This is a genomic window from Flavonifractor sp. HCP28S3_F3 (assembly GCF_052065355.1).
Classification (GTDB): Bacteria; Bacillota; Clostridia; order Oscillospirales; family Oscillospiraceae; genus Flavonifractor.
Genome location: NZ_JBQHUF010000001.1, coordinates 1 through 26,954 on the forward strand (window position 1 = coordinate 1; position 26,954 = coordinate 26,954).

General features: G+C 58.7%; 28 protein-coding genes. 20 read left to right on the forward strand and 8 right to left on the reverse strand.

All coding sequences use genetic code 11. The features are described from left to right. The first annotated feature begins 94 nt into the window (after positions 1-94). The 3 genes from ACTNB1_RS00005 (at position 95) to ACTNB1_RS00015 (ending at position 2,514) form a co-directional block, all read left to right on the forward strand. Entirely contained in the window at positions 95-898 is an 804-nt protein-coding gene (locus tag ACTNB1_RS00005) for a helix-turn-helix domain-containing protein (protein ID WP_002334816.1), read from the forward strand. A 28-nt stretch (positions 899-926) separates the two neighbouring features. Beyond that, entirely contained in the window at positions 927-1,472 is a 546-nt protein-coding gene (locus ACTNB1_RS00010; protein ID WP_001071501.1) for an AAA family ATPase, read from the forward strand. A gap of 175 nt (positions 1,473-1,647) precedes the next feature. Further along, a complete protein-coding gene (locus ACTNB1_RS00015; protein ID WP_001255868.1) occupies positions 1,648-2,514 on the forward strand; it encodes an aminoglycoside 6-adenylyltransferase AadE in 867 nt (288 codons plus the stop codon). Here the strand turns inward: ACTNB1_RS00015 and ACTNB1_RS00020 are convergent. Then, positions 2,463-2,873 carry a hypothetical protein gene (locus tag ACTNB1_RS00020; protein ID WP_002334817.1) on the reverse strand — a complete coding sequence of 137 codons (411 nt, stop codon included), beginning with the start codon at positions 2,871-2,873 and terminating at the stop codon, positions 2,463-2,465. The two genes, ACTNB1_RS00015 and ACTNB1_RS00020, sit on opposite strands and share 52 nt — an antisense overlap. 95 nt (positions 2,874-2,968) lie before the next feature. Here ACTNB1_RS00020 and ACTNB1_RS00025 point away from each other — a divergent pair, with 95 nt between their 5' ends. Beyond that, complete coding sequence (locus ACTNB1_RS00025; RefSeq protein WP_441167722.1) at positions 2,969-3,508, forward strand: flavodoxin family protein; 540 nt, start codon at positions 2,969-2,971, stop codon at positions 3,506-3,508. A 61-nt stretch (positions 3,509-3,569) separates the two neighbouring features. On the opposite strand, the gene ACTNB1_RS00030 is transcribed toward ACTNB1_RS00025, so the two are convergent. Continuing rightward, complete coding sequence (locus ACTNB1_RS00030) at positions 3,570-4,142, reverse strand: uracil-DNA glycosylase (protein ID WP_441167214.1); 573 nt, start codon at positions 4,140-4,142, stop codon at positions 3,570-3,572. 411 nt (positions 4,143-4,553) lie between these two features. On the opposite strand from ACTNB1_RS00030, the gene aspS reads away from it, so the two are divergent. From aspS to spoVAC, 5 genes are all read left to right on the forward strand, one after another. After that, the gene (gene aspS / locus ACTNB1_RS00035; protein WP_441167215.1) at positions 4,554-5,852 is read left to right on the forward strand and encodes an aspartate--tRNA(Asn) ligase; all 1,299 of its coding nucleotides are present in this window, start codon (positions 4,554-4,556) and stop codon (positions 5,850-5,852) included. A 12-nt stretch (positions 5,853-5,864) separates the two neighbouring features. Next, positions 5,865-6,152: an Asp-tRNA(Asn)/Glu-tRNA(Gln) amidotransferase subunit GatC gene (gene gatC, locus ACTNB1_RS00040; protein ID WP_441167217.1), complete on the forward strand. Its 288-nt coding sequence runs from the start codon at positions 5,865-5,867 to the stop codon at positions 6,150-6,152. A 10-nt stretch (positions 6,153-6,162) separates the two neighbouring features. Beyond that, positions 6,163-7,605, forward strand: coding sequence for an Asp-tRNA(Asn)/Glu-tRNA(Gln) amidotransferase subunit GatA (gene gatA / locus ACTNB1_RS00045; protein WP_441167219.1), 1,443 nt, complete (start codon positions 6,163-6,165; stop codon positions 7,603-7,605). Continuing rightward, entirely contained in the window at positions 7,602-9,020 is a 1,419-nt protein-coding gene (gene gatB, locus ACTNB1_RS00050) for an Asp-tRNA(Asn)/Glu-tRNA(Gln) amidotransferase subunit GatB (RefSeq protein WP_441167221.1), read from the forward strand. The genes gatA and gatB overlap by 4 nt, the downstream gene beginning before the upstream one ends. 61 nt (positions 9,021-9,081) lie before the next feature. Next, entirely contained in the window at positions 9,082-9,516 is a 435-nt protein-coding gene (gene spoVAC, locus ACTNB1_RS00055; protein WP_441167223.1) for a stage V sporulation protein AC, read from the forward strand. A 43-nt stretch (positions 9,517-9,559) separates the two neighbouring features. Here the strand turns inward: spoVAC and ACTNB1_RS00060 are convergent, their stop codons facing one another. The 4 genes from ACTNB1_RS00060 to ACTNB1_RS00075 form a co-directional block, all read right to left on the reverse strand. Beyond that, positions 9,560-11,599, reverse strand: coding sequence for a hypothetical protein (locus tag ACTNB1_RS00060; protein ID WP_441167225.1), 2,040 nt, complete (start codon positions 11,597-11,599; stop codon positions 9,560-9,562). Beyond that, the gene (locus ACTNB1_RS00065; RefSeq protein ID WP_441167227.1) at positions 11,599-11,937 is read right to left on the reverse strand and encodes a histidine triad nucleotide-binding protein; all 339 of its coding nucleotides are present in this window, start codon (positions 11,935-11,937) and stop codon (positions 11,599-11,601) included. The genes ACTNB1_RS00060 and ACTNB1_RS00065 overlap by 1 nt, the downstream gene beginning before the upstream one ends. Before the next feature lie 691 nt (positions 11,938-12,628). Beyond that, a complete protein-coding gene (locus tag ACTNB1_RS00070) occupies positions 12,629-12,907 on the reverse strand; it encodes a hypothetical protein (RefSeq protein WP_441167229.1) in 279 nt (92 codons plus the stop codon). Between the two features lie 13 nt (positions 12,908-12,920). Then, entirely contained in the window at positions 12,921-13,583 is a 663-nt protein-coding gene (locus tag ACTNB1_RS00075; protein ID WP_441167231.1) for an HD domain-containing protein, read from the reverse strand. 277 nt (positions 13,584-13,860) lie between these two features. On the opposite strand from ACTNB1_RS00075, the gene larE reads away from it, so the two are divergent. From larE to ACTNB1_RS00130, 11 genes are all read left to right on the forward strand, one after another. After that, complete coding sequence (gene larE, locus ACTNB1_RS00080) at positions 13,861-14,604, forward strand: ATP-dependent sacrificial sulfur transferase LarE (RefSeq protein ID WP_441167233.1); 744 nt, start codon at positions 13,861-13,863, stop codon at positions 14,602-14,604. A gap of 4 nt (positions 14,605-14,608) precedes the next feature. Beyond that, a complete protein-coding gene (larB, locus tag ACTNB1_RS00085) occupies positions 14,609-15,367 on the forward strand; it encodes a nickel pincer cofactor biosynthesis protein LarB (RefSeq protein WP_441167235.1) in 759 nt (252 codons plus the stop codon). Next, the gene (gene larC / locus ACTNB1_RS00090) at positions 15,364-16,644 is read left to right on the forward strand and encodes a nickel pincer cofactor biosynthesis protein LarC (protein WP_441167237.1); all 1,281 of its coding nucleotides are present in this window, start codon (positions 15,364-15,366) and stop codon (positions 16,642-16,644) included. Before larB ends, larC begins: the two co-directional genes overlap by 4 nt. 18 nt (positions 16,645-16,662) lie before the next feature. Then, positions 16,663-18,231 (forward strand): ABC transporter substrate-binding protein, encoded by a 1,569-nt coding sequence (locus ACTNB1_RS00095; RefSeq protein WP_441167239.1) that lies wholly within the window; start codon positions 16,663-16,665, stop codon positions 18,229-18,231. A gap of 68 nt (positions 18,232-18,299) precedes the next feature. Continuing rightward, positions 18,300-19,250 carry an ABC transporter permease gene (locus ACTNB1_RS00100; RefSeq protein WP_441167723.1) on the forward strand — a complete coding sequence of 317 codons (951 nt, stop codon included), beginning with the start codon at positions 18,300-18,302 and terminating at the stop codon, positions 19,248-19,250. Then, positions 19,247-20,071: an ABC transporter permease gene (locus tag ACTNB1_RS00105; RefSeq protein ID WP_441167240.1), complete on the forward strand. Its 825-nt coding sequence runs from the start codon at positions 19,247-19,249 to the stop codon at positions 20,069-20,071. Before ACTNB1_RS00100 ends, ACTNB1_RS00105 begins: the two co-directional genes overlap by 4 nt. An 11-nt stretch (positions 20,072-20,082) precedes the next feature. Beyond that, positions 20,083-21,015 carry an ABC transporter ATP-binding protein gene (locus tag ACTNB1_RS00110; RefSeq protein WP_441167242.1) on the forward strand — a complete coding sequence of 311 codons (933 nt, stop codon included), beginning with the start codon at positions 20,083-20,085 and terminating at the stop codon, positions 21,013-21,015. Beyond that, a complete protein-coding gene (locus ACTNB1_RS00115) occupies positions 21,012-21,608 on the forward strand; it encodes an ABC transporter ATP-binding protein (RefSeq protein ID WP_441167244.1) in 597 nt (198 codons plus the stop codon). Before ACTNB1_RS00110 ends, ACTNB1_RS00115 begins: the two co-directional genes overlap by 4 nt. Positions 21,609-21,687: 79 nt before the next feature. Further along, on the forward strand, positions 21,688-22,122 hold the full coding sequence (locus ACTNB1_RS00120) for a MarR family winged helix-turn-helix transcriptional regulator (protein WP_441167246.1): 435 nt from the start codon (positions 21,688-21,690) through the stop codon (positions 22,120-22,122). After that, positions 22,119-22,799, forward strand: coding sequence for a YczE/YyaS/YitT family protein (locus ACTNB1_RS00125; RefSeq protein ID WP_441167248.1), 681 nt, complete (start codon positions 22,119-22,121; stop codon positions 22,797-22,799). The genes ACTNB1_RS00120 and ACTNB1_RS00125 overlap by 4 nt, the downstream gene beginning before the upstream one ends. 127 nt (positions 22,800-22,926) lie before the next feature. Then, the gene (locus tag ACTNB1_RS00130; RefSeq protein ID WP_441167249.1) at positions 22,927-23,709 is read left to right on the forward strand and encodes a ZIP family metal transporter; all 783 of its coding nucleotides are present in this window, start codon (positions 22,927-22,929) and stop codon (positions 23,707-23,709) included. On the opposite strand, the gene ACTNB1_RS00135 is transcribed toward ACTNB1_RS00130, so the two are convergent. Together ACTNB1_RS00135 and ACTNB1_RS00140 are read right to left on the reverse strand one after the other, a co-directional pair. After that, positions 23,672-24,859, reverse strand: a complete 1,188-nt coding sequence (locus tag ACTNB1_RS00135; RefSeq protein WP_441167251.1) for a DUF4317 domain-containing protein — start codon at positions 24,857-24,859, stop codon at positions 23,672-23,674. The two genes, ACTNB1_RS00130 and ACTNB1_RS00135, sit on opposite strands and share 38 nt — an antisense overlap. A 39-nt stretch (positions 24,860-24,898) precedes the next feature. Then, complete coding sequence (locus tag ACTNB1_RS00140) at positions 24,899-26,890, reverse strand: fructose-1,6-bisphosphatase (protein ID WP_441167252.1); 1,992 nt, start codon at positions 26,888-26,890, stop codon at positions 24,899-24,901. Between the last annotated feature and the right edge of the window lie 64 nt (positions 26,891-26,954).

The window sequence follows — 26,954 nt, forward strand, 5'->3', positions numbered from 1 at the left end:
TGCGAGAATTGCATTTTGATGAAGTTTACACTTTGGAAATTGCATTTTTGCAATCATTCTGTATAATGGAAGTATGCGGAGGAGGTGCGTATCTATGGCTTTACCCGGAACGCCCGGACAGCGGATTTCCGATTTATGCAACGGGAACCACATCACACAAAAGGAACTTGCGGAGAAGATAGGCGTTTCCGCTTCCCAGTTGAGCCGCATTGTCAGCGGCGAAACAAGAACGGTCAGCAGTGATATTCTCATAGGTGTGGCAAAGGAATTTAAGGTATCGACAGACTACATACTGGGCTTGTCTACCGTGAGCGTTCGTAAAAGCTACGATATTTCTGAATTAGGCTTGTCCGAGGGAGCCGTGAGGGGGCTTGTGACGGGTGCTGTTGATGTGCAAATCCTCAACCGCCTGTTGGAACACAGGAATTTTCCTAAGCTGATAGATTTGATACGGATTTATTTTCAGGATACGGCGGCAAAGGGCATAACAGCAAGAAACCAGCTTATCGAGATGGCAACGGCTTCCCTGTCCGACCTGATGAAAGAACACCCGGAACACCGGGCAGAAGCGAAGCAGGATTTACAGCTTTTGAACGCCCAAAAGATAGGGGAACATGAAGCGGAGATTGAGAAAATCAAAAATGTGTTCCTGGCTATCCTGCGGGACATTAAGAAAGACATTGACAACGGGGAACAGCCGGGAGAAGCTGTGACCGCCGCTATGTTCCAAGCCATGCGGGACGCACTGGCGGAACAGAAACAAAAACCACTTTCCATTGACGATGTAACGGCGATGATAGCTGGACAGATCGGACAGCTTACACCGATGGATAAAGAAACTGTTGAAATGTTCCAGCAGTTTGCGAAGAAGATGATTGAGCAGGCAGGAACAAAGTGATAAATTTGAATTGTGAGGGAAAATACAGATGAATCAAGGAAGAATTATTGTGATTACAGGCTCACCGGGGACAGGAAAAACAACAACTGCGTCAATTGTCGCAAAGGAATCAGATATGGATAAATCAGTGCATATGCACACCGATGACTTTTTTCATTACTTAAGCAAAGGCGCAATACCACCACATTTGCCAGAATCCAACGAGCAAAATCTGGTTGTCATTGAAGCCTTTTTAGAAGCTGCAAAGCGATATGCTCGTGGCGGATATGATGTAATTGTAGATGGGATTGTCGGGCCATGGTTTTTGGAGCCATGGAAAGCTCTTGCCCAAGAAGATTACGAGGTACACTATATTGTATTAAGAGCGAGTAAAAAAGAAACTATGAAGCGAGCTGTGGAACGCTCAAAATTAGATAGAAAAACAAATATTGAATTAGTGGAAACAATGTGGGAGCAATTTTCCGGTTTGGGAGTATATGAATCAAATGTCATAGACACAACTACATTCACAATTAAAGATACGGTTTCCGCAATAAAAGAAAGAGTTGCATGTGGGACGTCTTTACTATCTTAGACATTCCCATTTGTCAGGAAGATAGCAAAGCCAGCCGAGCCAGTCAACGGTCAAGATGAACGGCGCATTTCATGCGCCGCCGTTGACAGTCCCGCCCGTCTTTGCTAAAGGGTAATCAAGGCGGGAAAGCCCTAAAATGGCTTCACACCTATTTCAATAATTGGAGGAGATAAAAATGAGATCAGAAAAGGAAGTTTATGATATTGTTTTGAATTTTGCAAAAACAGACAAACGCATTCGCATGGTTACTTTGGAAGGATCTAGAACAAATACAAATATTCCGCCTGATGATTTTCAGGATTTTGATATTACTTTTTTTGTTACGGATATGGACAGCTTCACAAGTGATGATAAATGGCTAGATATATTTGGTGAAAGGTTGATTCTGCAAAAGCCGGAAGATATGGAATTATTTCCAGCTGTAGAAAAGGGATTTTCATATTTAATGCTGTTTACTGATGATGTTAAGATAGATTTAACTTTGCTGCCGCTGGAACTGATAGACGAGTATTTTACATGGGATAAACTGGTAAAGTTACTGTTGGATAAAGACAACCGTATCGTAAAGCCGCCAATACCAACGGATATAGACTACCACTTGCAGAAGCCTACTCAAAGAATGTTTGACGATTGCTGTAATGAATTTTGGAATACTACAACATATGTAGTAAAGGGCTTATGCCGCAAAGAAATTCTTTTTGCTATTGACCATATGAATGATATAGTACGAAAAGAATTGCTTCGCATGATTTCCTGGCTGATTGGTATCAAACAGGGATTTCATTTCAGTTTGGGAAAAAACTATAAATTTATGAAGCAATATGTCCCAGAGGAATTGTGGGAACGACTTATGTCCACTTATAATATGGATTCCTATCCCCATATGTGGGAATCCTTTGAACAATGTATGGCATTGTTCCGGGAGGTTTCGTCAGAAGTGGCATGCCAGTTGGATTACCAGTATCCACTATATGATGAAAAAATCAGTAATTATGTGATTCGGCAAAAGAAAAAATATGGCATTGAAGATGATAACAAATAAAATTTTTTCAATCGAAAAAATTTATTTTGATTATTCAATTTTGAAAAACTGAATACCTCAAAATCAGAAAGAGAGCGGCCAAGCACTTTGAGGGATTGGCCGCCTTGTCCACCCATCCAGCGGGACAGCGGGCGGAGGTCAAGGCCGGGTGTAAACCCGTTCATTTCAGCCTTGACGGTTGCCCGTTGTCCTGCTACTTTTCCGGGAGTGTGGCCACAACTTCGGGACACTTTGTCCACAAGTTGGAGCGTAGGACGAGGAACTGGGGCTTTCATATACGCCCTGTCTGCTGATGAGTCCAGACCTGCGCTTGCGGCTCCACGCCACGCAAGCACAGCCCTGTTTTCCTGCCGCTTCAAATGCCCTTGCCCTCCCCGGCGGCAACGGCATTTTCACGGCAACGCCGGCAGAGCGTATAACACACTACACTTTGCTTCGCAAAGTCGTGTGCCAAATGGGGGCGTTGCCCCCTTTGGAAACCCCCACAAGAAAAGGCGGTACGCTACCCCTCCACGGGGCGCATACCGCCTTTTCTTGTTATCCAGCCCTCCGGCTGTATCGGTTGAGCAAAAGTCCGCGTGGGATTGATGTGGTATCTTTAACTTTGGGAAACTCCGTTTACTTTGCCGGACCTACGGGGCCGATGAAAGCATTTCTTGACCGTGCGTTTTTTGTATGCAGCAACAGCGGAGGCCTGCTGCGGCACAAGGTGGGCGCGGCAGTGACCGCGGTACGGCGGGCAGGCGGGATACAGGCTCTGGATGCGTTGAACCGCTATCTGATGTATTCGGAGATGCTTTTGCCCTCCTCGAATTACTGGAGCCTGGTCTATGGCCGGACGCCGGGACAGGCGGCCGCAGATGCGGAAGGAGTGCAGACCCTGCGCCTGCTGGGTGAGAACATGGCCTGGCTGATGAAGGTAACAGCTCAGGGCCGCAGTATGATACCGCCGCCGCAGCCGGTGGAGAAGTGCATGACCAACTTCATTCGCTGATGATTGGATCAAAACAAAGAAGAGGGAGGACATCTCAGATGTCCTCCCTCTTTGTTCTGCCTCAGTTGGGATAGGTGCGCACACAGATCTCCCGGGCCTTGTGCTGCAGGGACTTCAGGTCCACAAAAGCCTCCGGCCGTTTGGATGGGTCCCGCAGCAGGGCGGAGGGGTGGTACATGGCCATCATCCACACCCCGGCCTTTTCCATCCACTGGCCGTGCTCCCGGGTGATTTTAAAATCCTCCCGCATCAGCTTCATGGCGGCGATCCGGCCCAGACAGATAATGATCTTGGGACGGATCAGAGCCACCTGATTGCGCAGATAGCCGATGCAGGCCTCCTGCTCGATGTTCAGCGGGTCACGGTTTCCCGGCGGCCGGCACTTGACCATGTTGCCGATGAATACCTTTTCCCGCTTCAGGTCGATCATAGTCAGCATATCGTCCAGCAGCTGGCCCGCCCGGCCCACAAAGGGCCGCCCGGTCAGATCTTCCTGCTCGCCGGGGCCTTCGCCGATAAACATGATCTCGGCGTCCCGGGCTCCCTCGCCGAAGACCACATTGTGCCGGGTGTCGGCCAGCGCGCAGTTCTTACAGTTCATACAGGCCTGATACAGCGCGTCCCAATCCTTCATATCCAGTCACCCTCTTTCGGCCTTTTTTGACATTGTACCATAAGCCGCTCCGGGATACAACGGAGGGATTCTGTCAAAAATAACAGTTGCTTTTTTGCGGAAAAACGCATATACTACCCACAACAAAAGCAATGAGAACGACCGCCGCCCGTGAGGGCCGCCAGAGAATCCGGGTCACCGACTGAGAGCCCGGTCCGGCAGGATGGGATGGCGCAACACGTTTGAGCTGGTGACTCGAGTCCTGCGACAGGAGGTAGGCTCACCCGTCCCGCCCGCGTTAGGGGCTCCGAGTGGCGCTCGTTGCACACGACGGCGCAATTTTGGGTGGTACCGCGGAGTTTGTTCCGTCCCGAAGCTGTATTGTACAGCTTCGGGACTTTTTTTATTTTTTCAAGAAAGGTTGTGAACGGTATGGTATTCTTAAGACAGCAGTACGAAGACAAGGTGGTGGCCCGGAATAACCAGACCGTCACCCTTTACGGTATGGTCTACGCCCTGCGAGATATGGGCGGGATCACCTTCCTCACCCTGCGTACCAGAAAAGGGCTGATCCAGTGTGTGTGTACCGATAAGAGTGCCCTGGACGGGGCCTCTGAGGGCTGTGCCGTGGCCGCCTTCGGTATGTGGCGCATCGAGCCCCGCGCTCCTGGCGGCAGGGAGCTGACCGACGCAAGGATAACCGTCCTCTCCCGGCCCGCCGCCCCTGCGCCAGTGCCACTGGCCAAGAAAAAGCTAGACCTCCACCTGGACACGGAACTGGGCTTGCGGCCTGTGGTGCTCCGCACCCCCCGGCAGCAGGCAGTGTTCCGCATCCAGGCCGGCATCTGCCGGGCTTTTCGGGACTATCTCCAGAGCCAGGAGTTCACCGAGATCCACACCCCCAAGATCGTCCACGCCGGGGCGGAGGGAGGTGCCAACATCTTCCGCCTGGACTATTTTGGCCGCAAAGCCTTTCTGGCCCAGTCCCCCCAATTTTACAAGCAGACCATGGTGGGGGTGTTCGAGCGGGTGTACGAGGTGGGCCCGGTGTTCCGGGCGGAGAAGCACGCCACCCAGCGCCATCTGAACGAGTACACCTCCCTGGACTTCGAGATGGGCTATATTGAATCCTTTGCTAACGTGATGGAGATGGAGCAGGGCTTCCTGCAGTACCTGATGGAGCTGCTCCGTCAGGAGTACGCTGCCGACCTGGCTCTGCTGGGGGTGGAGCTGCCCGATGTGGAGCAGATCCCCGCCGTCCGATTTGACGAGATCAAGGCCCTGGCGGCGGAGAAGTACGGTTATCAGATCCGGGACCCCTACGACCTGGAGCCGGAGGAGGAGTACGCCATCGGCCGGTACGCCAAAGAGGAGTGGGGGAGCGACTTTGTGTTCGTCACCCACTACCCCAGCAAAAAGCGGCCCTTCTACACCATGGACGACCCTGCCGACCCCAAATTCACTCTGTCCTTCGACCTGCTGTTCCGGGGGCTGGAGGTGACCACCGGTGGCCAACGCATCCACGACTGGGCCGCCCAGGTGGCAAAGATGGAGCGCCTGGGCATGGACCCGGCGGAGTTTGAAAGCTACCTGATGATCCACAAGTACGGCATGCCCCCCCACGGCGGGCTGGGCATCGGCTTGGAGCGGCTGACTATGCAGCTCTGCGGCCTGGACAACATCCGCCGGGCCTGCCTGTTCCCCAGAGACCGCACCCGTCTGGAATCGTAAGGAGGAAATACGATGAAAATTACCGAAGAAATGGTGGATTATATCTCTCAGCTCTCCCGGCTCCAATTGCCGCAGGAGGAAAAGACCGCCATGACCGCCCAGCTGGAGGGCATCGTGGCCTATATGGACGTGCTGAACCGCCTGGACACCTCCGGCGTGGAGCCCGTGAGCCATATTTTCCCCCTGAAGAATGTGACCCGGTCCGACGAGGTTGTCCCCTCCGGCGACCGGGAAGAGCTGCTGGCCAACGGCCCGGCGGTAAAGGACGGTGCCTTCCTGGTGCCCAAGACGGTGGAGTGAGGTGGAAAACATGGAACTGTTTGAACTGACTGCCCTGGAATTGGGGGAAAAACTCCGCTCCGGTGAGGTGACCCGGCAGGAAGCTGTGGAAATTTCCCGCGCTCGCATCCATGCCGCCCAGCCGGTCAACAACGCCTTTATTACAGTAACGGAATCTCCCGCCCCGGCGGCGGAGAGAACCGCATCCCCGCTGGCGGGGGTGCCCATGGCCTATAAGGACAACATCTGCACCAAGGGAGTGCGCACCACCTGCGCCTCCAAAATCCTGGGGGACTTTACCCCATGCTACGACGCCACGGTGGTGGAGCGGCTCACCGCCGCCGGGGCAGTGAGCCTGGGTAAGCTGAACATGGACGAGTTTGCCATGGGCTCTACCTCCGAGACCTCCTGTTTCGGGCCGGTGAAAAACCCCTGGGACCTGACCCGGGCCGCCGGCGGCTCCTCCGGCGGAGCCGCCGCGGCGGTGGCGGCCGGTGAGGTGTGGTACGCTATTGGCTCGGATACCGGCGGCTCTATCCGTCAGCCCGCTGCCTACTGCGGCGTCACCGGAATGAAGCCCACCTATGGCACCGTGTCCCGGTACGGCCTTATCGCCTACGCCTCCTCTCTGGATCAGATGGGCCCCATCGCTCGGTCCGCCGCTGACTGCGCGGCAGTGCTGGACGTGATGATGGGGAAGGATGCAAGAGATTCCACTAGCCTGGATACCCCCGCCGGGGGCCTGCGGGCCTCCCTCACCGGCGACCTGCGGGGCAAGAAAATCGGTCTGCCTGCGGACTGTTTCGGGGACGGTCTGGATCCTGAAGTGCGCTCCGCCGTGCTGGCTGCCGCTGAGGTGCTGAAGGCCAGGGACGCCACAGTGGAGGAGTTTTCCCTCCCTGTCATGGAGTATGTGGTGCCCGCCTACTATATCATCGCCTGCGCCGAGGCGTCCTCCAACCTGTCCCGGTTCGATGGCGTGAAGTACGGCTGGCGGGCCGAGGGCTATGAAGACCTGGGGGAGCTGTACACCAAGACCCGCACCCAGGGCTTCGGCACCGAGGTGAAGCGGCGGATCCTGCTGGGTACCTTCGTACTGTCCTCCGGCTACTACGACGCCTACTATAAAAAGGCCCTTCAGACCAAGGCCGTCATCAAGGCCGCCTTTGACAAGGCCTTTGAGCAGTATGACCTGCTACTCACTCCAGTGGCTCCCACCACCGCTCCCAAGCTGGGCGAGAGCCTGACCGACCCGCTGAAGATGTACCTCAGCGATATCTACACCGTATCGGTGAACCTGGCAGGTCTGCCCGCTCTGTCCATGCCCTGCGGCTTTGATGCCAAGGGTATGCCTATCGGGGCCCAGCTCATCGGCCCCGCCCTGGGGGACGGGGCGGTGCTGAACGCCGCCTACGGCTATCAGTTGGACACCGACTATCACCGCCAGAGCCCGAAAGGAGGGGGTGAGCAATGACCTGGGAAACTGTCATCGGCCTGGAGACCCACGTGGAGCTGGCCACCAAGACCAAGATCTTCTGCTCCTGCACCACCGAATTTGGCGGCGCCCCCAACACTCACTGCTGCCCGGTGTGCATGGGCATGCCTGGTACCCTGCCGGTGCTCAATGAGAAGGTAGTGGAGCTGGCGGCCACGGCGGGGCTGGCCCTCAACTGTACCATCACCCCCGTCAGCCGGTTCGACCGGAAGAACTACTTCTATCCCGACCTGCCCAAGGCCTACCAGATCTCCCAGCTTTACCTGCCCATCGCCCGGGACGGGGCGGTGGACATCGGGGGCGGCAAGACCATCCGCATCCATGAACTGCACATGGAGGAGGACGCGGGCAAGCTGGTCCATGACCCCTGGCTGGACCAGACCCTGACGGACTACAACCGCTGCGGCGTGCCTCTCATCGAGATCGTCACCGAGCCGGACTCCCGCTCCGCCGAGGAGGTTATCGCCTATCTGGAAAAGCTGAAGGAGACCCTGCAATACCTGGGCGTGTCCGACTGCAAGATGCAGGAGGGCTCTCTGCGGTGCGACGTGAACCTGTCGGTGCGGCCGGCGGGCTCCACAGAGTTCGGCACCCGCACCGAGATGAAGAACCTCAACTCCTTCAAGGCCATTTCCCGGGCCATCGCCTATGAGGCCCGGCGGCAGATCGAGCTGATTGAGGAGGGAAAGCGGGTGGTGCAGGAAACCCGCCGGTGGGACGAGAACAAGGATGCCACCTATGCCATGCGCTCCAAGGAAAACGCCCAGGACTACCGCTATTTCCCCGACCCTGACCTGCCGGCTGTGGAACTGAGCCGGGACTATCTGGAGCATCTGAAGGCATCCCTGCCTGAACTGGCGGAGCACAAGCGGGCGCGCTATCAGGCGGACTGGGGCCTGCCCGTCTATGATACGGAGATGATCACCTCACAGAAGGCCCTGGCTGAATTTTTCGAGGCTCTGGTGTCTCTGGGGACCGACCCTAAGCAGGGAGCCAACTGGATCATGGGCCAGGTGCTGGGCCAGTTGTCTGCCCACGGTCTGGAGGCCAAGGATATGAAGCTCACTCCTGCCACCCTGGCCCGGCTCATTGCTCTGGTAAAGGAGGGTAAGCTGAACCGGAACACTGCCGTCAAGGTCTTTGAAGCGGTGTTTGAGACCGACGGGGACGTGGACGCCTACGTGAAGGAGCACGGCCTGGAGCAGGTGTCCGACACTGGTCTGGTAGAGTCGGTGGTGGAGCAGGTGCTTGCTGTTAACGAAAAGTCGGTGGCCGACTTTAAAGCCGGTAAGGAGAAGGCCTTTGGCTTTCTGGTGGGGCAAGTCATGCGTCAGCTGAAAGGACAGGCGTCTCCGGCAGTGGTGAACCAGGTGCTGCGGGACAAGCTGAGCTGACCTTTGCGGCATAGTTTTTCCCAAAGCGGGAGAAACTATGGGGCAAAGAGGAGGCGGAAGCATGACCAATTCGGAATATGAACGCCTGGTAAACGCCAAAGCAAAGCCATCCCCCATGGCCAAAAACCTGGTATGGGCTTTCCTGGTAGGCGGGGCCATCTCCGTACTGGGCCAGGGCCTGTTGAACTTATATTTGGGCTGGGGATTGGACCAGGACCAGGCGGGCACGGCAGTGTCTGTGACCCTGATTTTCCTGGCTGCCCTGTTCACCGGCCTGGGTTGGTTTGACAAGCTGGCAAAGCACGCCGGAGCGGGCACCTTGGTGCCTATTACCGGCTTTGCAAACGCGGTGGTGTCTCCCGCTCTGGAGTTCCGCAGTGAGGGACTGGTAATGGGCGTAGGTGCCAAGCTGTTTGTCATTGCAGGGCCCGTGCTGGTGTACGGTATCTCGGCCAGCGTGCTCTACGGCCTGCTGCTGGTTCTGTTCGGCGCATAAAAACAGCGCCTGTCCCGGTCGGGACAGGCGCTGTTTGCTGTTTTTAAGAAAAGATTCCTGCCGGCACCTGATACAAAGCGGCATAATCGGGATAGAGAGAGACCAGAGTGTCAGAGATGGCCTGGTATTCTTCCTGGGTGATATCCCGGGTGCGCTCGTAGACGTAGACTGTGACTCCATCCTCCAACGGGAAGGACTGGTCAAGACGCTGATAGGCTGTGCCGATCCCGGTACCCTCCAGGACCGGCTGGGCCAGCACGGTGAGGATGTGCTGGTTATCTTCACCCAGATGGGTCTGCACCGGATCGGCTACAATGAGGTAATCGGCAGTGAGGGCGTTCCAGGAGAAGCCGTCCCGCTTATCCACTGTGGCGAAATAGGTGATGGAGGTGGTGGGCCCATCAGACTGGGGGATGTTCAGGGAGCGAAGGGTGTTGTCATAGATACTGGAATTAAAGGTAAAGGAGGAGGCAATTACCGCAGCGGTCTTTTGCTCCTCCGTCGACAGGCTGTCCACATACACCCGCAGAGCCACCAGCTGGGCCAGGTCAGTGCGCTGTGTGGGGATATAGGTGAAGGCGGGCAGCGGATCGGGGACAGTGATTTCAGAGGGATGGGAGGGCTGTACCCGGGGCAGGAAGGAGCTGCCCAGCGTACATAGTGCCAGTGCCCAGGGCACCCACCGGACGGTCCGCCGTTCCGGCAGGAGTTCCATGCCACCCGCCAGGGCAAAGCAGAAGGCGGGCAGGTAGAGCAGCAGGTGCTGCTGTCCGTGGGACTGGATGCGGGTAAAGAGGAACAGGCAGATCACCGGCTGGCACAGGCACAGCAGAGCGCCGTATCGGCTTTTGGGCCGGATCAGTAGGAAGATCACGCATACCAAGGCCACAGCCATCATGATATAGCCGTAGTAGCGGCACAGCATCACTAGGTCGATCCACCGGCCCTGGTCATAGGCCGAGTAGGTGTCGGCGTAGTTGGCCGACAGCACCTGGCTCACCACAAAGCTTTGGCCGAAGAACAGGCTGAAGCCCACCCCGGTGACGGCCATGGTAAGGAAAGATTTCCACTGGCTCCGCTTGACCAGCAGGGCCAGGAAAGCGGCTACACCGAAGGAGACGGTAAAGAAGAAAAAGTACCGCCGCAGCAAAAATACCAGGGTAAGCAGTGCTCCGGCCAAAATACCCCGGGCGGCCTGGGGGCGGGACTTGTCCGTATAAATCAGAAAAGCCCAGATCCCCGCGCCCGCGGCTGCCACGTCCACAAAGCCGGTGAGGGCAGTGTAGAGCAGCATGGGAGTGGCGCAGCACAGCAGGATACCGCCGTGCTTGCTTCTCTGCCCCAGCACCAGCATGCCCAACAGGGCAGGCAGGACGTAGAGATTCACCGCGGCGAACAGGAACACGTACCGGTTGGTACCCAGCACCCGCATCACCAGGGACAGGGGGAAGGAGAGCAGGTAATTGTACTCCTGGGTGATAACGCTTTCCACCACCAGCCGCAGTTGAGCCAGACCAAGGCTCTGACCTGCCAGCATGGTGCTGGAGCTCCAGTAAATGTTGGTGTCCCAGTAATACACCTCAGCGCTGCCGGTGCAGTACAGAGCGGTGACCACGTTGACCACCAGCACCACAGCCAGAAAGACAGTTCCACGGGGCATGGCTACCCTGCCGAAGGCCTTGCAGGCCCACACCAGGGCCAGCACCACGCAGGAGAAGAACAGCCCGCTGCCCATGCCGCACAGCAGCCGGAAGGGGGCAGAGCCGATGGCCATGTCGCCCACGGTAAACAGCTGGTAGCTGGTGTCCAGTGCCATGCCGGGCACAAAAGCGAGAACGGCAATCAGCGCGGTTTTCCAGGTAGGCCCAAAGGGGAGCAGGAAGCGCCGGGGAATATCCAGCCGCCAGGCAGCCAGCAGGACCGCCCCAGTCAGGACCGCCGCCAGAGCGGGAATGGCCAGACTGGGCAGATGGCCGTACAGCAAGGCCCACAGCCGTACCAGGACCAGACCTGATAAAACGATCCAGGCCCCTGCCCACGCCAGGCATGGGAGGGGCCGGACAGAAAACGTATGCTGCTTCATCAGCCGGGAGGCCAGGTCATGTCCCGTCCGGCCAGGACGTGGAAGTGGAGGTGGGCCACACTCTGCCCCGCCTGGGGTCCGCAGTTGGACACCACCCGGAAGTCGGTAATACCCATCTCACGGGTCACCTGGGAGATGACCTCAAAGGCGTGGGCCACCACAGCGGAATTCTCCGCCGTGATCTCACCGCAGGAGCCGATATGTGCCTTGGGGATCACCAGGAAGTGAGTAGGAGCCTGGGGATCGATGTCATAAAAGGCGTAGACCATTTCGTCTTCGTAGACCTTCTTGGAGGGAATCTCTCCCGCCGCGATCTTACAGAACAGACAATCGCTCATAAGCTGCCTCCTTTGTGCAGGATATGGGGCCGGAAAAAGCCCCGCTTTTTTTATTCTATACCAAACTGAGTCAAAGGGCAAGGCTTCCTTGCAAAAGAAAAAACAAGTAATTTCATACAAAAACCTATTGACAAACATGTGGCCTAGTAGTACAATATAGCCAGAAAGAAAGAGAAAGAGGTGTCCCCGATGTACTAGGAAGACTCGGATCCCAAAATGAGGTCAGGATCTTCAAACTCAGACAAGGAAGCCGATGAGCCGACCTTACTGAGCAGGCAAAAATCGAAAGCTCAGGAGGTGAAGCCTGAGGGTAGCTTGCAAGAGGAACGCCAGATCCAAATACTCATAGGGTGAAGAGATTATCCCACCTCGTATCTCGATCTTTTCATACCGGGCCATGGCAGTCGGTAGACCTGAAACTCCAGTTTCCCACGTATTCCCAACCAGTTTCAATGAAGAGAAATGCACCAAAGGAGAACCTCTGACGCGAAGTTTGCTGAAGACGGAACCCAGTGCCAATGAGTTGTGAGAAACAAAGAGATCCATGGAAGTTTCAAGGAGACCGAACCCAAGCACGGTAAATCTGCAGAAAGTAAGAGGTAGCAAAAGTGATTGAACCCCAGGTCGAAAAGTAGCCCCCCGGTCACGTTGGATGGCCGGGGGGTTGTGCTATGTTATGGGGTTTTCAAAGTCAATGCCTCAACGCATTTAGTCTGGATAAAAACTTTTTCCGATTGAAAATTGCAAACTTGTAGGAAACGCCGCTTTTCATAATAAATGTAACGGTGGGCAAGAGCAGAGTCAATCCTGTTTCAAGCCGCTCAATCCCGTTATAAGGTATTTCCAGATATCGATATTTTGGCTCTATTGTAGGTTTCTCCGTCCTGTACAGTGCTTTGTCGCTTTGAAGATAAAGGGCGCCGCCAAGAACACCTTCGTGGAAGAAACTTGCCATAAAAGCATCTTTCATATCTGAATCTCTATTATAAAAGCGTCAGTCCGTTGATGTCCAGCTTGAAGGTGAGCTTCAGATACTCTGCCGCACGGCGGCACAGCAGCATCCGCTCCAGGAAGATCTCAAAGTAGTCCATCACAGCGCAGAACTCGGTGTTGATGGACAGAGAGAGGGTAATGGTGCGCTTGTCCGGGTCCAGCGTCAGTTCGGAGCGTTCGGCGGCGTAGTTCACCCGGTCGTGGATGTCGAAACTCTTGTGATCCTTGTTGCGCACCCGGCTGCGGCGCACGTCGGTCTTGTCGGCCAGGATCAGGGCGGCAGCTACTGGATTGACCGGAAAGGCGGTAGGGTCGTCGTGGTGGCCGATGGCCGTGATGACGGCGGCCACTCCGGCGGGGGACATACCCATCTTGTCCAGAATGCGGAACGCCATCACCGCGCCGGTCTCGGCATGGTCGTGACGGTTGACTACGTTTCCGATATCGTGCATGAATCCGGCGATCCGGGCTAGCTCCTGCTCGTTTTGGCTGTAACCCAGCTGCTCCAGGATCTGAGCGGCCAGATGGGCGCAGCGAGTCACATGGGCGAAACTGTGCTCGGTAAAGCCAAGGGCCGACAGGGACTGATCCGCCTGGGTAATATAGGTGCGGATCTCTTCTGACTGACGCACCATCTCATAGGTAATATACAAGGGAATCCCCCTCCTTTTTTCTGCGATTACGACTATTATGATATCCAAGCCAGTCCCGTTTTGCAACTGCTTTCAGAAGAAAAAACGGGACTTGTCAGACGGCGGACAAACTGATATAATAAAGCTCTCAGCTGAAGCTGAGAAGGGGATCCGAAGGTCCCCAGACACATATTTTTTATGATAGATAATAGATATACCATCCCACGAGGAACGTAGGGAATGTGCCAGAAGGCATACCAGGTTGGTATGCCTTCTTTTTTTGTAAAGGAGCGGTAGGATGACGCTGAAGGAGTTTTTTGAACAAAATCCCCGGGTGGCGGTGGCTTTTTCCGGAGGGACGGACTCCGCGCTGGTGCTGTGGGCTGCCAAGCAGTATGGCCGTGAGGTGCGGGCTTATTATGTGCATACGGTTTTTCAGCCGGCCTTTGAGCTGGCCGACGCCAGGCGCCTGGCAGAAGGACTGCAGGTCCCTTTGACGGTGGTGGATGTGGATGTATTGCGCGTACCGGAGGCGGCAGCCAACGGTCCTCGGCGGTGCTATTACTGCAAAAAAGCCCTTTTCTCCACCCTGTGGAAGGCGGCAGCGGACGACGGGTATACCGTGCTGCTGGACGGTACCAACGCCTCCGACGACGCGGGAGACCGGCCGGGAATGCAGGCCCTGAAGGAACTGGAGGTCCGTTCTCCGCTGCGGGAGTGCGGGCTCACCAAAGCGGAGGTGCGGCGGCTGTCCAAAGAGGCGGGGCTGTTCACCTGGAACAAGCCGGCCTATGCATGTCTGGCCACCAGAGTGCCAACCGGAACCGCCATCACCAGGGAGGCGCTGGAGAAGGTGGAGCGAGGGGAAACCGCTCTGTTCCAGCTGGGCTTCACCGATTTCCGGGTGCGGCTGCTGGGTGATGCCGCCCGCATCCAGGTCCCAGCGGGCCAGATGGAGCGGGCCGCCGCTCTGCACAACGAGATCGCTCAGGCGCTGGGGACTGATTTTTCCGCCGTTCTGCTGGATCTGATGGGGAGGTAAGGGAATGGACAACAAACATGAGATATTGGAGCTGCTGCGGTCGGTCAAAGCGGGGGAGACCTCCCCGGAGGACGCCCTGCTGGAGCTGAAGCAGAAGCCCTTTGAGGACCTGGGTTATGCCAAGGTGGATTTCCACCGCTCGGTGCGCCAGGGTGCGGCAGAGGTGATCTACGGCGCGGGCAAGACCCCGGAGCAGATCGCCGGTATTGCCGCCGCTATGGGAGAGCGGGGATGCAGAAACATCCTCATTACCCGCATGGGGCAGGAGGCCGCCGATGTAGTGGCCCAGTCGGTACCCCTGGATTACCGGCCTATCCCCAAGTTGGGAGTAGCCTTCCCCGGGGAGCGGACGGCGCTGGGCCATATCGTGGTGGCTACCGGCGGCACCAGCGACATGCCGGTGGCAGAGGAGGCCGCTCTCACGGCTGAAATTATGGGCAACAAGGTCACCAGGCTGTATGACGTGGGCGTGGCAGGACTTCACCGACTGCTGTCCAATCTGGAACCCCTCATGAGCGCCCGGTGCGTCGTGGCCGTGGCGGGTATGGAAGGGGCTCTGGCCTCGGTCATCGGGGGCCTGGTGGACTGCCCGGTGGTGGCGGTGCCCACCAGCGTAGGCTACGGTGCCAGCTTCGGCGGCCTGTCCGCCCTGCTGGCTATGCTCAACTCCTGTGCCTCCGGGTGCAGCGTGGTAAACATCGACAACGGCTTCGGGGCTGGTTATCTGGCTAGCATGATCAATCAGATGGAGGGTTTGCAATGAAAACACTGTATATCGAGTGTCACATGGGAGCGGCAGGGGACATGCTCATGTCCGCTCTGTATGAGCTGCTGGAGGACAAGGAGGGCTTTCTTAATACCATGAATGGTCTGGGACTGCCCGGCGTTCATCTGGAGGCGGTTCGAGGAGCTTCCGGCGGCATCTCCGGTACCCATATGAAGGTCACCGTCCACGGCCAGGAGGAGCTGGAGCACGACCACGACCACCATCACGGCCATGAGCACCACCATGATCACGACCATCCCCACGATCACGACCACGAGCATGACCATGAGCATCACCACGACCACGAACACGAACATCATCATCACCACCATGCCACCCCCGGACATATCGCGGAGATCATTGACGCTCTGGATCTGCCCGATGAGGTGAAGGCCAATGCCCGGGGCGTGTATGATGCCATCGCCCAGGCGGAGGCCAAGGCCCACGGCTGCCCGGTGGGTGATGTCCACTACCATGAGGTGGGAGCTCTGGATGCGGTGGCCGACGTCACCGGCGTCTGCTACGCCATCAGTCTGCTGAAGCCCGACCGGGTAGTGGTGTCCCCCATCCACGTGGGCAGCGGCACCGTGAAGTGCGCCCACGGCGTTATGCCGGTGCCTGCCCCCGCTACGGCCAATCTGCTCTTCGGCGTGCCGGTGTATGGCGGCGAGGTGATGGGGGAATTGTGCACTCCCACCGGTGCGGCCCTCCTCACCCACTTTGCCCAGTCCTTCGGCCCCATGCCGCCTATGACAGTGGACGCGGTGGGCTGCGGCGTGGGCACCAAGGTCTTTGCCGGCCGGGCCAACTGCGTCCGGGCTTTTCTGGGGGAGGACGCCCAGGAGGCCAACGGCACCATCACTGAGCTGGTGTGCAACATCGACGACATGACCCCTGAGGCCTTGGCCTTTGCCGCCTCCCGGCTGCTGGAGCTGGGCGCTCTGGACGTGTACACCGTGCCCGGTACCATGAAGAAGGGCCGATCCGGACATGTGCTCACCGTACTGTGCGAAGGCGACCGGGAGAAAGAACTGGCCCGGGCAGTGATGGAGCAGACCACAACCAACGGTTTGCGGGTCCGCCGCTGCGCCAAGTACTTCCTTACCCCCGGCTCCGGCACGGTGGAGACCCGCTGGGGCACGGTGCGGGTCAAGACTGCCCAGGGCTACGGCGTCCGCCATGTGACGGCCGAGTATGAGTCTGCGGCGGAGCTGGCCCGGGCCAACGGTCTGCCCATCCAGACTGTGCTGGAAGACGTGCAGAAGCACCTGTAAAGATAGAGAGGAGCATCCATGAAGCGTATTCTTTCCCTGTCTCTTTCTGCCCTGCTGGCTGTGGGCCTACTCACCGGCTGCGGCGGCGATCCTGACCCCACACCCACTACTGCTGCGTCCAAGGACAGTGTGGTCATTGCCATGGGTACCACCTCCGAGCCGGAGGCGGGCTTCGACCCGGCCTACGGCTGGGGTGCCGGGGAGCACGTCCATGAGCCGCTGATCCAGTCCACCCTGACGGTGACCAACACCGACCTGACCATCGGCTACGACCTGGCTACCGACATGCAGGTCAGCGAGGACGGCCTCACCTGGACAGTCACCATCCGGAACGACGTGAAATTTACCGACGGAGAGCCGCTGACCGCCTCCGATGTGGCCTTTACCTACAACACCGTGAAGGAAGCAAGCTCTGTGAACGACTTCACCATGCTGGACTATGCCGAGGCCACCGACGATACCACCGTGGTGTTCCACATGGTTACGCCCTTCTCCATCTGGCCCTATACCATGGCCATCGTGGGCATCGTACCCGAACACGCCTATGATCCCGCTACCTACGGCTCCAACCCCATCGGCTCCGGCCGTTACATCCTGAAGCAGTGGGACCGGGGCCAGCAGGTGATTTTGGAGGCAAACCCGGACTACTACGGCGAGGCGCCCCAGATGAAGCAGGTGACTATCCTCTTTATGGAGGAGGACGCCGCCTTCCTGGCGGTACAGGCCGGTCAGGTGGACCTGGCCTATACCTCTGCCACCTATTCCGATCAGAGCCCTGCCGGATATACCCTGGCGTCCTATCAGAGTGTGGATAACCGTGGCTTCAATCTGCCGGTGATCGAGGGTACCCTCACCGGGGACGTGCTGGTGCGCCGGGCTATCAATATCGGCATCGACCGCCAGGAGATGATCGACAACGTACTGAACGGTTACGGCACGCCCGCTTACAGCGTGTGTGACCAGCTGCCTTGGTATAACGATGCCTCCGAGGTATCCTATGACCCCGAGGGCGCCGCCGCTCTGCTGGATCAGGCAGGGTGGACCATGGGAGCCGACGGCGTCCGGGAGAAGGACGGTGTGAAGGCGGAGCTGAACCTGCTCTACCCCACCAGCGATTCCGTGCGTCAGGCCCTTTGCGCCGACTTTGCCAATCAGCTGGGTGAACTGGGCATCTCCTGCACCATCGAGGGCGTGGGCTGGGACACCGCCTATGACCGGGCCCAGACCGAGCCTCTGATCTGGGGCTGGGGCGCCCATACCCCCATGGAGCTGTACAACATCTATCACACCATCGGGGACACTGGCACCGCCCAGTATTCTCCTTATGCCAATTCCACCGTGGATTCCTATATGGACCAGGCCCTGGCCTGCTCTGACCTGGAAGAGTCCTATGAGCTGTGGCAGAAGGCCCAGTGGGACGGCACCACCGGCGTCACCCAGGACGGAGACATCCCCTGGGTGTGGCTGGTGAATGTGGATCACCTGTACTGGGTGCGGGAAGGCCTCCAGGTGGCAGAGCAGAAGATCCACCCCCACGGCCACGGCTGGTCTATCGTCAATAACGTGGACCAGTGGAGCTGGAACTGATATCCCACCGGAAAGAAGGAGTCTTCTTGAAACACCGCCTGATCTTCACGGGCAAAAAACTGATCCGGATGGTCCTGCTGCTGCTGGGCGTCAGCCTGGCGGCCTTCCTGCTCATGTCCGCTTCTCCCTTGGACCCGCTGCAGACCAACGTGGGCCAGGCGGCTCTGGGCACCATGAGCCAGGAACAGGTGGCCAAGCTGGAGGAGTACTGGGGGGTCAACGACCCGCCGGTCCAGCGCTATCTGGGCTGGCTCAGCGACTTTGTGCGGGGTGATATGGGAACATCCCTGCTCTACCGCCAGCCGGTGAGCCAGGTCATCGGCCAGCGGCTTCAGAATTCCCTGTGGCTCATGGCCTTTGCCTGGGTGCTCTCCGGCGTGCTGGGGCTCATCCTGGGTGTGCTGGCCGGGGCCAACCGGGGCAGCCTGGGAGACAAGGTGATCCGGGGCTACTGCCTGCTGATCTCCAGCACCCCCACCTTCTGGCTGGCCCTGGTGCTGCTCATCGTGTTCGCCGTGTGGCTAGGGGTGCTGCCCATCGGCCTGTCGGTGCCCATCGGAGTGGACGCCGCCAGCGTTACCCTGGGCGACCGGCTGTACCACGCCATCCTGCCTGCCCTCACCCTCAGCATCACCGGGGTGGCCAATATCACCCTCCACACCCGGGAGAAGATGATTGACATCCTGGAGAGCGACTATGTCCTCTTTGCCCGAGCCAGGGGAGAGTCCAAGACCTCCATTGTGCTCCGCCACGGTCTGCGCAATGTGGCCCTGCCCGCCATCACCCTCCAGTTTGCCTCCATCAGTGAGATTTTCGGCGGCTCGGTGCTGGTAGAGCAGGTGTTCTCCTACCCCGGCCTGGGCCAGGCTGCCGTCAACGCCGGTTTGGGCAGCGACCTGCCACTGCTGCTGGGTATCACGGTGGTGAGTGCCGCCATCGTCTTCGGCGGCAACCTCATTGCCGACCTGCTTTACGGCGTGGTGGACCCCAAGATCAGAAGGGGGGCGGCCAAGGCATGAAGCGCTTCAATCGCAGGCAGCGGGCTCTGGCCCTGCTGCTCTTTGCCGCAGCCCTGCTGTGCGCCGTGACGGTGGCGGGCATGCTGCTGTCTGACCGAGCCATGGTCACCGACTTCTCCCGAAAAAACCTGGCCCCCTGTACCCAGTTCCTTTTCGGAACCGACTGGATGGGCCGGGACATGCTCTCCCGTACCCTGACGGGCCTGTCCCTCAGTATCCGCATCGGCCTGCTCACCGCCGCTGTCAGCGCCGTTATCGCCCTGCTGCTGGGGGCGGGCTCAGCCCTACTGGGCGGCTGGGCGGACAGTGTGGTCTCCTGGGTCATCGACCTGGTGATGGGTATCCCCCATATCCTGCTGGTTATGCTCATCTCTCTGGCCTTCGGCAAGGGTTTCACCGGCGTGGTGGCGGGAGTGGCTCTCAGCCACTGGACCTCCCTGGCCCGGGTGGTGCGGGGAGAGGTGCTCCAGATCAAGGGAGCTCCCTACGTATTGGTGGCGGGTAAGCTAGGACTGTCCCGGGGCGCTATCCTCCGGCGGCATATGATTCCCCACCTGCTGCCCCAGTTCTTAACCGGTCTGGTGCTGCTCTTCCCTCACGCCATCCTCCACGAGGCCAGCGTCACCTTCCTGGGCTTCGGCCTGCCGCCGGAGCAGCCTGCCATCGGTGTGATTCTGTCTGAGAGTATGAGCTACCTCACCACCGGCAAGTGGTGGCTGGCGGTGTTCCCCGGCCTGGCCCTGGTGGGTGTGGTGCTGCTCTTTGCCTTGCTGGGAGACCAGCTGCGCCGCCTGCTGGATCCAGCCAGCGTCCATGAATAGGAGGGATGGAAATGGGACCGATTTTGGAAGTAAAAGACCTGTCCATCTCCTTCACCCAGTATGAGAAAGGCACCCGCCGACGGGAGCTGCCGGTGATCCGGAACCTCTCCCTCACCATTGAGGCCGGGCAGGTGGCGGCGGTGGTGGGCTCCAGCGGCTCAGGCAAGAGCCTGCTGGCCCATGGCATCCTGGGCATCCTGCCCTACAACAGCCATATGGAGGGGGAGATCCGCTACGATGGAGCGCCCCTCACCCCCAAACGGGCGGAAAGGCTCCGGGGACGTGAGATTGTACTGGTGCCTCAGGGGGTGACCTACCTGGACCCCCTGATGAAGGTGGGACCTCAGCTTCGAGGTGACCATCGGGACGCCCGGGCCAAGGAACAGAGCCGGGCGGTACTGGAGCGGTATGGTCTGGGTGCGGAGACCGAGGAGCTCTATCCCTTTGAGCTGTCCGGCGGCATGGCCCGCCGGGTACTGATCGCTACCGCTGCCGCCCAGTCCCCCAGACTGCTCATCGCCGACGAGCCCACCCCCGGTCTGGATGCCCGGGCGGCCAAACGGATCCTCAGCCATTTTCGGGAGATCGCTGACCAGGGAGCGGGTGTGCTTCTCATCACCCACGATCTGGAGCTGGCCCTCACCATCGCCCATAAGGTGGCGGTGTTTTACGCCGGTGAGACGGTGGAGGAGGCGAATGCCTCCGACTTTTCCGCCGGGCGGCTCCGCCACCCCTATACCAACGCTCTGTGGAACGCCCTGCCGTCCAACGGCTTTACCCCCATTCCCGGTGCCCAGCCCTGGCCGGGGGAGGAGGGGACCGGGTGTCCCTTTGCCCCACGCTGTTCCCGTCGGACCGAGGCCTGCGCCGGGGAGATCCCGGTACGGACGGTAAACGGCGGCCGTGTCCGATGCCTGTATCCGGAAGGAGGAGAGGAACAGTGAGTCTGGAGGGAAAAGGACTGACCTTCGGCTACCGCAAAAAGAGCCGGGTGTTGGAGGCTGTGGACCTCACGGTGGAGCCCGGGGAGCGGGTAGGTCTTGCGGGCCCCAGCGGCCGGGGCAAGACTACTTTATGTAAACTTCTGGCGGGTTATGAGAAGCCCACCGGGGGAACGGTTCTGCTGGACGGCAAGCCGCTGGACGCCTACCGGGGGCTGTGCCCGGTGCAGATGATCTGGCAGCATCCAGAGACGGCGGTGGATCCTCTGCTGAAGCTGAAGGACTCGGTATCGGAAGCCGGTCCGGTAGAGGAGGGGCTGATGGATGCCCTCCACATTCAGCCCGGCTGGCTGGAGCGCTATCCCACCGAACTTTCCGGTGGAGAATTGCAGCGGTTTTGTATCGCCCGGGCTCTGGCTCCCGGGGTAAAGTACCTGCTGTGCGACGAGATTACCGCTATGCTGGACCCTATTACCCAGGCACAGATCTGGAATGTGCTGCTGGCGGAGGCGGAGCGCCGGGACCTGGGCCTGCTCATTGTCAGCCACGACTCCGCCCTGTTGGAGCGCTTGTGTACCCGGATCCAGCATCTGTAGGAAGGGGTTGACAGGAGGAACTTTTCTGCCATATAATTGGGATACAAACTATTTGTATATCAATTATATGGGAGGAACTATGGATCAGAGCTTTCATTATCTGCTCATGGCCGCTCAGGGGATGTTCCAGCGGACGGTCATGGGTGAACTGAGCAAGGCGGGGCTGACTGCGGGTCAGCCCAAGGTATTGGACTATCTGGGGCTCCACGACGGTAGCATCCAGAAGCATATCGCGGCAGGGTGCCAGATTGACCCTGCCACTCTCACCGGTCTGCTGGGCCGGATGGAGGAGAAGGGGCTCATTGAGCGCCGCAGTCAGGACGGCGACCGCCGCTCTCTCTACGTGTATCTGACGGCGGAGGGCTGGGAAAAGCAGAAGCTGGTCCGGTCCGTGCTGACACGAATGGAGACGCAGGTCCTGGATGGCCTGGCTCAGGAGCACCGTGATGCTCTGACGGAGGGCCTGCTGCAGGTCTGCCTCTCTTTGGCGGAAGACAAGGAGGCACTGCAATGAGCAAAGCTGAATTGGTCCGCCGGTACATCTTTTTCATCGTGGGGCTCTTTGTCAACTCCCTGGGTATCGCCCTGATTACCAAGGGAGATCTGGGTACCTCGCCCATCTCCAGCATTCCCTATACCCTGAGTATCGGTTTTACGCCTTCTCTGGGTATGTTCACCTTGTACTTCAGCCTGCTGCTCATTGTGCTCCAGTTGGCTATTCTCCGAAAGAATTTTCCCAAGGAATTTTGGCTCCAGATCCCGGTGTCCCTGGGCTTCTCTTACTTTATTGATCTGTCCATGTCTCTGCTGAGCTTTGTCCATCCTCAGAGCTATCCCGTCAAGGCGGTGTTCCTGCTGGTGGGTTGTCTGGTGCTGGGCTTCGGCGTTTTTATGGAAATGGCCGCCAATGTGGTCATGCTGCCGGGAGAATGTACCGTCAAGGCCATCTCCACCACCTGGAATACCGACTTCGGTAAGACCAAGGTGGCAGTGGATGTGACCATGGCGGCCACGGCGGCGGTGCTGGGGCTGATCCTCTACCGGGAACTCACCGGTGTGCGGGAGGGCACTTTTGTTTCCGCACTGTTGGTGGGGGCCATTGCCCGTACCTTCAACAAGCAGATTGGTGAATGGATCCAGTCCCTGCTGAGCGTAAAAGCCGGTGTTGACATCCCGGAGCAGACACGGTAGAATATGAGCCACGCCCGACCCTTTCGGGGGCCGGGCAATATTTTACATATCAGTTAGTTACAACTAATTATGGAAGAAAAAAGCCCGCCCATGAGGGCAGACCACTCCGATCATAGAGGTGAAACATATGGATCTTACAGTATGGATGGGTGTTATGATCCCATTTCTCGGAACCAGTTTGGGCGCGGCCTGCGTGCTGCTGATGCGCGGACAGCTGCGGCAGAATGTTCAGCGGGGCCTCACCGGCTTTGCCACCGGTGTGATGACGGCGGCTTCCATATGGAGTCTGCTGATCCCTGCCATGGACCAGTCGGCCCACCTGGGCCGGTGGGCCTTTCTCCCCGCTGCTGGGGGCTTTTGGGCGGGGGTGCTGTTTTTGCTGCTGCTGGACCACGTGGTGCCCCACCTCCACCTGGGCAGTCAAAAGGCGGAGGGACCCAGAAGCCGCCTGGCCCGGACCACCATGTTGGTGCTGGCGGTGACCATCCATAACATCCCGGAGGGAATGGCCGTGGGTGTGGTCTTTGCCGGGTACCTTTCAGGGCATACCGCTATCACCTTCGGCGGTGCTCTGGTGCTGGCCATCGGCATCGCCATCCAGAACTTCCCTGAGGGGGCAATCATCTCCCTGCCCTTGCGTTCGGAGGGCGTGAGCCGAGGAAAAGCCCTGCTATGGGGTGTGCTCTCCGGTGTGGTGGAGCCTGTGGCGGCCATCCTGACCCTGTGGGGGGCGGGACTGCTGGTGCCGGTGCTGCCTGTTCTGCTCAGCTTTGCCGCCGGCGCCATGCTCTACGTGGTGGTGGAGGAGCTGATCCCCGAGATGTCGGCGGAGCCTCACTCCAATATCGGCGTGCTGGCCTTCTCTCTGGGCTTTACAGTGATGATGACTCTGGACTCTGCCCTGGGCTGACGGCGCCGTCGCCTACGGTGCGTACATCCACCGCCAGGCCATTGACCTCCATGCCGTCGTCCACAGGGAGCAGCAGGAAGGTGCGGCCATTGATCTTCCGGGTCTCCACCAGATAGCTATAATCCGGATCGACCACCAGGGAGGCGTGCTCCGTCTTGATCTCAAAGCGGCCGCTGTTGATAAGGTTGTTGGGATTGAGGGGGGCGTCCTCCCCAAATTGGTCGGCACACTTGCGGTGGAAGGTCTTTACCTTCTCCTCCTCAACGCCGCAGCTGTGAAGAATGGCGTCCACCTCTCTGGGAGAGATGGAGGGCGGCTCGGGATCCCGGCTCTCCTTGTGGAGGATGAGCTTGTCCCGCAGCTGCTGGTGGACCGTCCGCACCACGTCCATGGAGCACTCGCCCTCCAGAGACTCCGCCAGGGCGGTGTGGAAGGTGGCCTTCTGCTCGTCGGCGGACATGGGGGGCTCGGTGCGGAAGAGGGAGTCGATAAACTCCTGATGAATCAGGTCGGTCTGCTTGGTGTAGTACAGGGCATTGTAAAGGTTGGCGGCGCGGTTGTCAAAGGCGGGGAAGAGGAACCCCAGCTCCGGCGGAGCCACTACCTGCCCGGCGGAGCGGCTGTGGAACTCGTTCTCACCGGGGAAATACCCCAGCTCCGCCTTGCTGTCCTTTACCGGGCAGATGGCGCACAGGATGTAGGAATAGACCTGGTCGGAGGCGTCGGCCTGATCGTCGCCGTCCTTCCCGCGGTAGGGTACGTCGTAGGTGTCGTGGGCCAGCAGGATCAGGTAGTTGCGGTCATCCATGTCCAAAGACTGGATCACCGTGTCGTAGAAGTGTCGGCGGAGTTCCTCATCCTTCAGTCCGGTCTGCCGCAGGGCGGAGAGCAGTTTGTGCTCCTCGCTGTCGGCCACCTGCCGGGTGGTAAAGACGATATCAATGAGATTTTTCTGCAGCTGTCCGGTGAGGGTGCGCCGCAGAAGGGTCAGGTACTTCTCTGCCTCGTCCTGGGGCATGATCCCCAGGGAGCTGTCCAGGTAGGAAATGACCTGCTTGTTGGAGTTGACATAGCATCCGTAGATCTTGCTGATTGCGTTGCGCTCCGGCTTCAGCCGGCGGCGCAGTTCGCCGATTTCTCGCTGGTTCATGGGGTTCCTCGCTTTTCCTATAAGTAATTAGATTTGTGCTCAGCCCTTGTGGTCTTCCACAATCTCGCCGCTGCGGAAGGCCTGGAGCAGGGCCATCAGATCGTCGATCTGCTCCTGGAGCTGGCGGCCAACGTCGGTGCCGGCGATCTTCATCCGGGATTCCAGCCGCTCGAACACCACGGAGGTGGAGGCGATATCCTGGTTTTCCCGGATGGCGTTGGCCCGGCCCACAAAGGGCTCATGGGAGACCAGCCGGAAGCAGGCGGAGTTGTAGATCAGGGTGTATCCGGCGATGCCGGTGGTCTTCTGATAGGCCTTGCAGAAGCCGCCGTCGATGACCAGCAGCTTGCCGCCCGCCTTCATGGGGCTTTCGCCCTTCTTGGACTTCACCGGCACATGGCCGTTGATGATGTGACAGTGGGGCCCCTCCAGGCCGAACTCCTTCAGCAGCATATCGCATATCGCCGGATCGTTGTACAGCTGATAATAGGCGTTCTTGGGCTCGGTCCAGGTGGATTCGTCCAGAATGAGCCGCCGTTCAAAGGTGGTCATCCGGTCCCGGCCGAAGATGGGGCTGTTCCGGCCCGCCCACAGGAACCAGAGGAAGTCCATGCCGAACTCCCGCTCCTCCGTGCCCCGCTTGCTGTAATAGGCCTGCCGGGCGTTCAGGTCGGCGTAGTCCAGGAAGGCCTTGCCAGACAGGGTCTGGCCGCCGATGGAGAAGGAGAGGAGGGTGCCGTCCTCGGCCATGGGGATGCAGCCGTGGAAGAGCAGGTTGCCGTTGTAGATCTTATACAGACTGCCCTTGGAGTAGAGGAAGCGGACGTGGCGCTGGAGCTTCTCACTGTGGAGGAAGGAGCTGGTGAGCTGGTTGATGAGGGTGTCCTCATCCTCAGTCAGCGTGTAGGGATCCTTGGGATCCACGGTGGGGAAGTCGGTGTCCTCCAGGGGATAGGTCTTGTCCCCGATGGTGATGCACTTGTTCTCATAGTCGATCTTGTCCAGCAGCAGCCGGTCGGACATGTTGAAGCAGGGGTTGCGCAGGATCTTCTGCCCCTCCAGCTTGAAGAGGATGATGGTGATGGCCTTGTGCATCCGGGCGGCCAGCATCTTGTCCTTCTCCGTGTAGTGGGCGGCGTCCTCGTTGGTGAGCTTCACCTCGAAGCGGTGGATATCGCAGTCCTTATATACCTCGTTGGCGAAGACCGACAGGGGCCGCAGGGAGATGCCGTAGCCGGTCTCGATGACCTCCAGGTTGTTATACCGCAGGGAGTTGGCCAGCACAGTGGCCACCAGGGTGCGGGAACCGGAGGCGGCGCCCATCCACAGCACATCGTGGTTGCCCCACTGGATGTCTACGCTGTGATAGTCCATCAGGGAATCCAGAATGATGTCTGCCCGGGGTCCCCGGTCGAAGATGTCGCCCACCAGGTGGAGGTGATCCACCGCCAGACGCTTGATGAGTTCGCACAGCTCCACCAGGAAGTTGGCGGCCCGGTCGATGTCGATGATGGTGGAGATAATATTTTCGTAGTAGTCCCGCTTGTCGCTGTCCTCATAGTGGGTGTGGATCATTTCATCGATGATGTAGGCGTACTCCGGCGGCATGGCCTTACGTACCTTGGAGCGGGTGTACTTGGAGCTCACTTCCCGGCACACCTCGATGAGCCGGTGGAAGGTGATGCGGTACCATTCCCGCATATCGGTGGTTTCCCGCTCGATCTCCTCCAGCTTCTCCTGAGGGTAGTAGATCAGGGTGGCCAGCTGGTCCAGGTCGGATTTGGAGACGGTGGTGGCGAACAGCTTGTCCAGCTTCTCCCGCACGACCCCGGAGGCAGAGTTCAGGATGTGGAGAAAGGCCTCGTATTCCCCGTGGACGTCGGAGATGAAGTGCTCCGTGCCCTTGGGCAGGTTGCGGATAGCGTGGAGATTGATGATCTCGGTGCTGGCGGCCTGGACGTTTGGATATTGCCGGGCAAGCATCTTCAGATAGTGCAGGTTTTCCGGCCGGTAGGCTTTTGTATGCTCCATGGCGGGGCCCTCCTTTTTTATCCTGTGGTTTTTTTCATTATCCCACGTTCCGCGCCCGCTTGCA

Bases quoted from the DNA above. Each gene is read 5' to 3' on its own strand.
- aspS (WP_441167215.1), top strand. From the start codon at position 4,554: ATGGTATTCTTAAGACAGCAGTACGAAGACAAGGTGGTGGCCCGGAAT.
- ACTNB1_RS00110 (WP_441167242.1), top strand. From the start codon at position 20,083: ATGGGACCGATTTTGGAAGTAAAAGACCTGTCCATCTCCTTCACCCAG.
- ACTNB1_RS00030 (WP_441167214.1), bottom strand. From the start codon at position 4,142: ATGAAGGATTGGGACGCGCTGTATCAGGCCTGTATGAACTGTAAGAAC.
- ACTNB1_RS00105 (WP_441167240.1), top strand. From the start codon at position 19,247: ATGAAGCGCTTCAATCGCAGGCAGCGGGCTCTGGCCCTGCTGCTCTTT.
- ACTNB1_RS00015 (WP_001255868.1), top strand. From the start codon at position 1,648: ATGAGATCAGAAAAGGAAGTTTATGATATTGTTTTGAATTTTGCAAAA.
- gatB (WP_441167221.1), top strand. From the start codon at position 7,602: ATGACCTGGGAAACTGTCATCGGCCTGGAGACCCACGTGGAGCTGGCC.
- ACTNB1_RS00070 (WP_441167229.1), bottom strand. From the start codon at position 12,907: ATGAAAGATGCTTTTATGGCAAGTTTCTTCCACGAAGGTGTTCTTGGC.
- ACTNB1_RS00140 (WP_441167252.1), bottom strand. From the start codon at position 26,890: ATGGAGCATACAAAAGCCTACCGGCCGGAAAACCTGCACTATCTGAAG.
- larE (WP_441167233.1), top strand. From the start codon at position 13,861: ATGACGCTGAAGGAGTTTTTTGAACAAAATCCCCGGGTGGCGGTGGCT.
- ACTNB1_RS00065 (WP_441167227.1), bottom strand. From the start codon at position 11,937: ATGAGCGATTGTCTGTTCTGTAAGATCGCGGCGGGAGAGATTCCCTCC.
- spoVAC (WP_441167223.1), top strand. From the start codon at position 9,082: ATGACCAATTCGGAATATGAACGCCTGGTAAACGCCAAAGCAAAGCCA.
- ACTNB1_RS00100 (WP_441167723.1), top strand. From the start codon at position 18,300: ATGGTCCTGCTGCTGCTGGGCGTCAGCCTGGCGGCCTTCCTGCTCATG.
- ACTNB1_RS00095 (WP_441167239.1), top strand. From the start codon at position 16,663: ATGAAGCGTATTCTTTCCCTGTCTCTTTCTGCCCTGCTGGCTGTGGGC.
- gatA (WP_441167219.1), top strand. From the start codon at position 6,163: ATGGAACTGTTTGAACTGACTGCCCTGGAATTGGGGGAAAAACTCCGC.
- ACTNB1_RS00010 (WP_001071501.1), top strand. From the start codon at position 927: ATGAATCAAGGAAGAATTATTGTGATTACAGGCTCACCGGGGACAGGA.
- ACTNB1_RS00130 (WP_441167249.1), top strand. From the start codon at position 22,927: ATGGATCTTACAGTATGGATGGGTGTTATGATCCCATTTCTCGGAACC.
- ACTNB1_RS00125 (WP_441167248.1), top strand. From the start codon at position 22,119: ATGAGCAAAGCTGAATTGGTCCGCCGGTACATCTTTTTCATCGTGGGG.
- ACTNB1_RS00120 (WP_441167246.1), top strand. From the start codon at position 21,688: ATGGATCAGAGCTTTCATTATCTGCTCATGGCCGCTCAGGGGATGTTC.
- larC (WP_441167237.1), top strand. From the start codon at position 15,364: ATGAAAACACTGTATATCGAGTGTCACATGGGAGCGGCAGGGGACATG.
- ACTNB1_RS00025 (WP_441167722.1), top strand. From the start codon at position 2,969: ATGGGGGCGTTGCCCCCTTTGGAAACCCCCACAAGAAAAGGCGGTACG.
- larB (WP_441167235.1), top strand. From the start codon at position 14,609: ATGGACAACAAACATGAGATATTGGAGCTGCTGCGGTCGGTCAAAGCG.
- ACTNB1_RS00135 (WP_441167251.1), bottom strand. From the start codon at position 24,859: ATGAACCAGCGAGAAATCGGCGAACTGCGCCGCCGGCTGAAGCCGGAG.
- ACTNB1_RS00005 (WP_002334816.1), top strand. From the start codon at position 95: ATGGCTTTACCCGGAACGCCCGGACAGCGGATTTCCGATTTATGCAAC.
- ACTNB1_RS00060 (WP_441167225.1), bottom strand. From the start codon at position 11,599: ATGAAGCAGCATACGTTTTCTGTCCGGCCCCTCCCATGCCTGGCGTGG.
- gatC (WP_441167217.1), top strand. From the start codon at position 5,865: ATGAAAATTACCGAAGAAATGGTGGATTATATCTCTCAGCTCTCCCGG.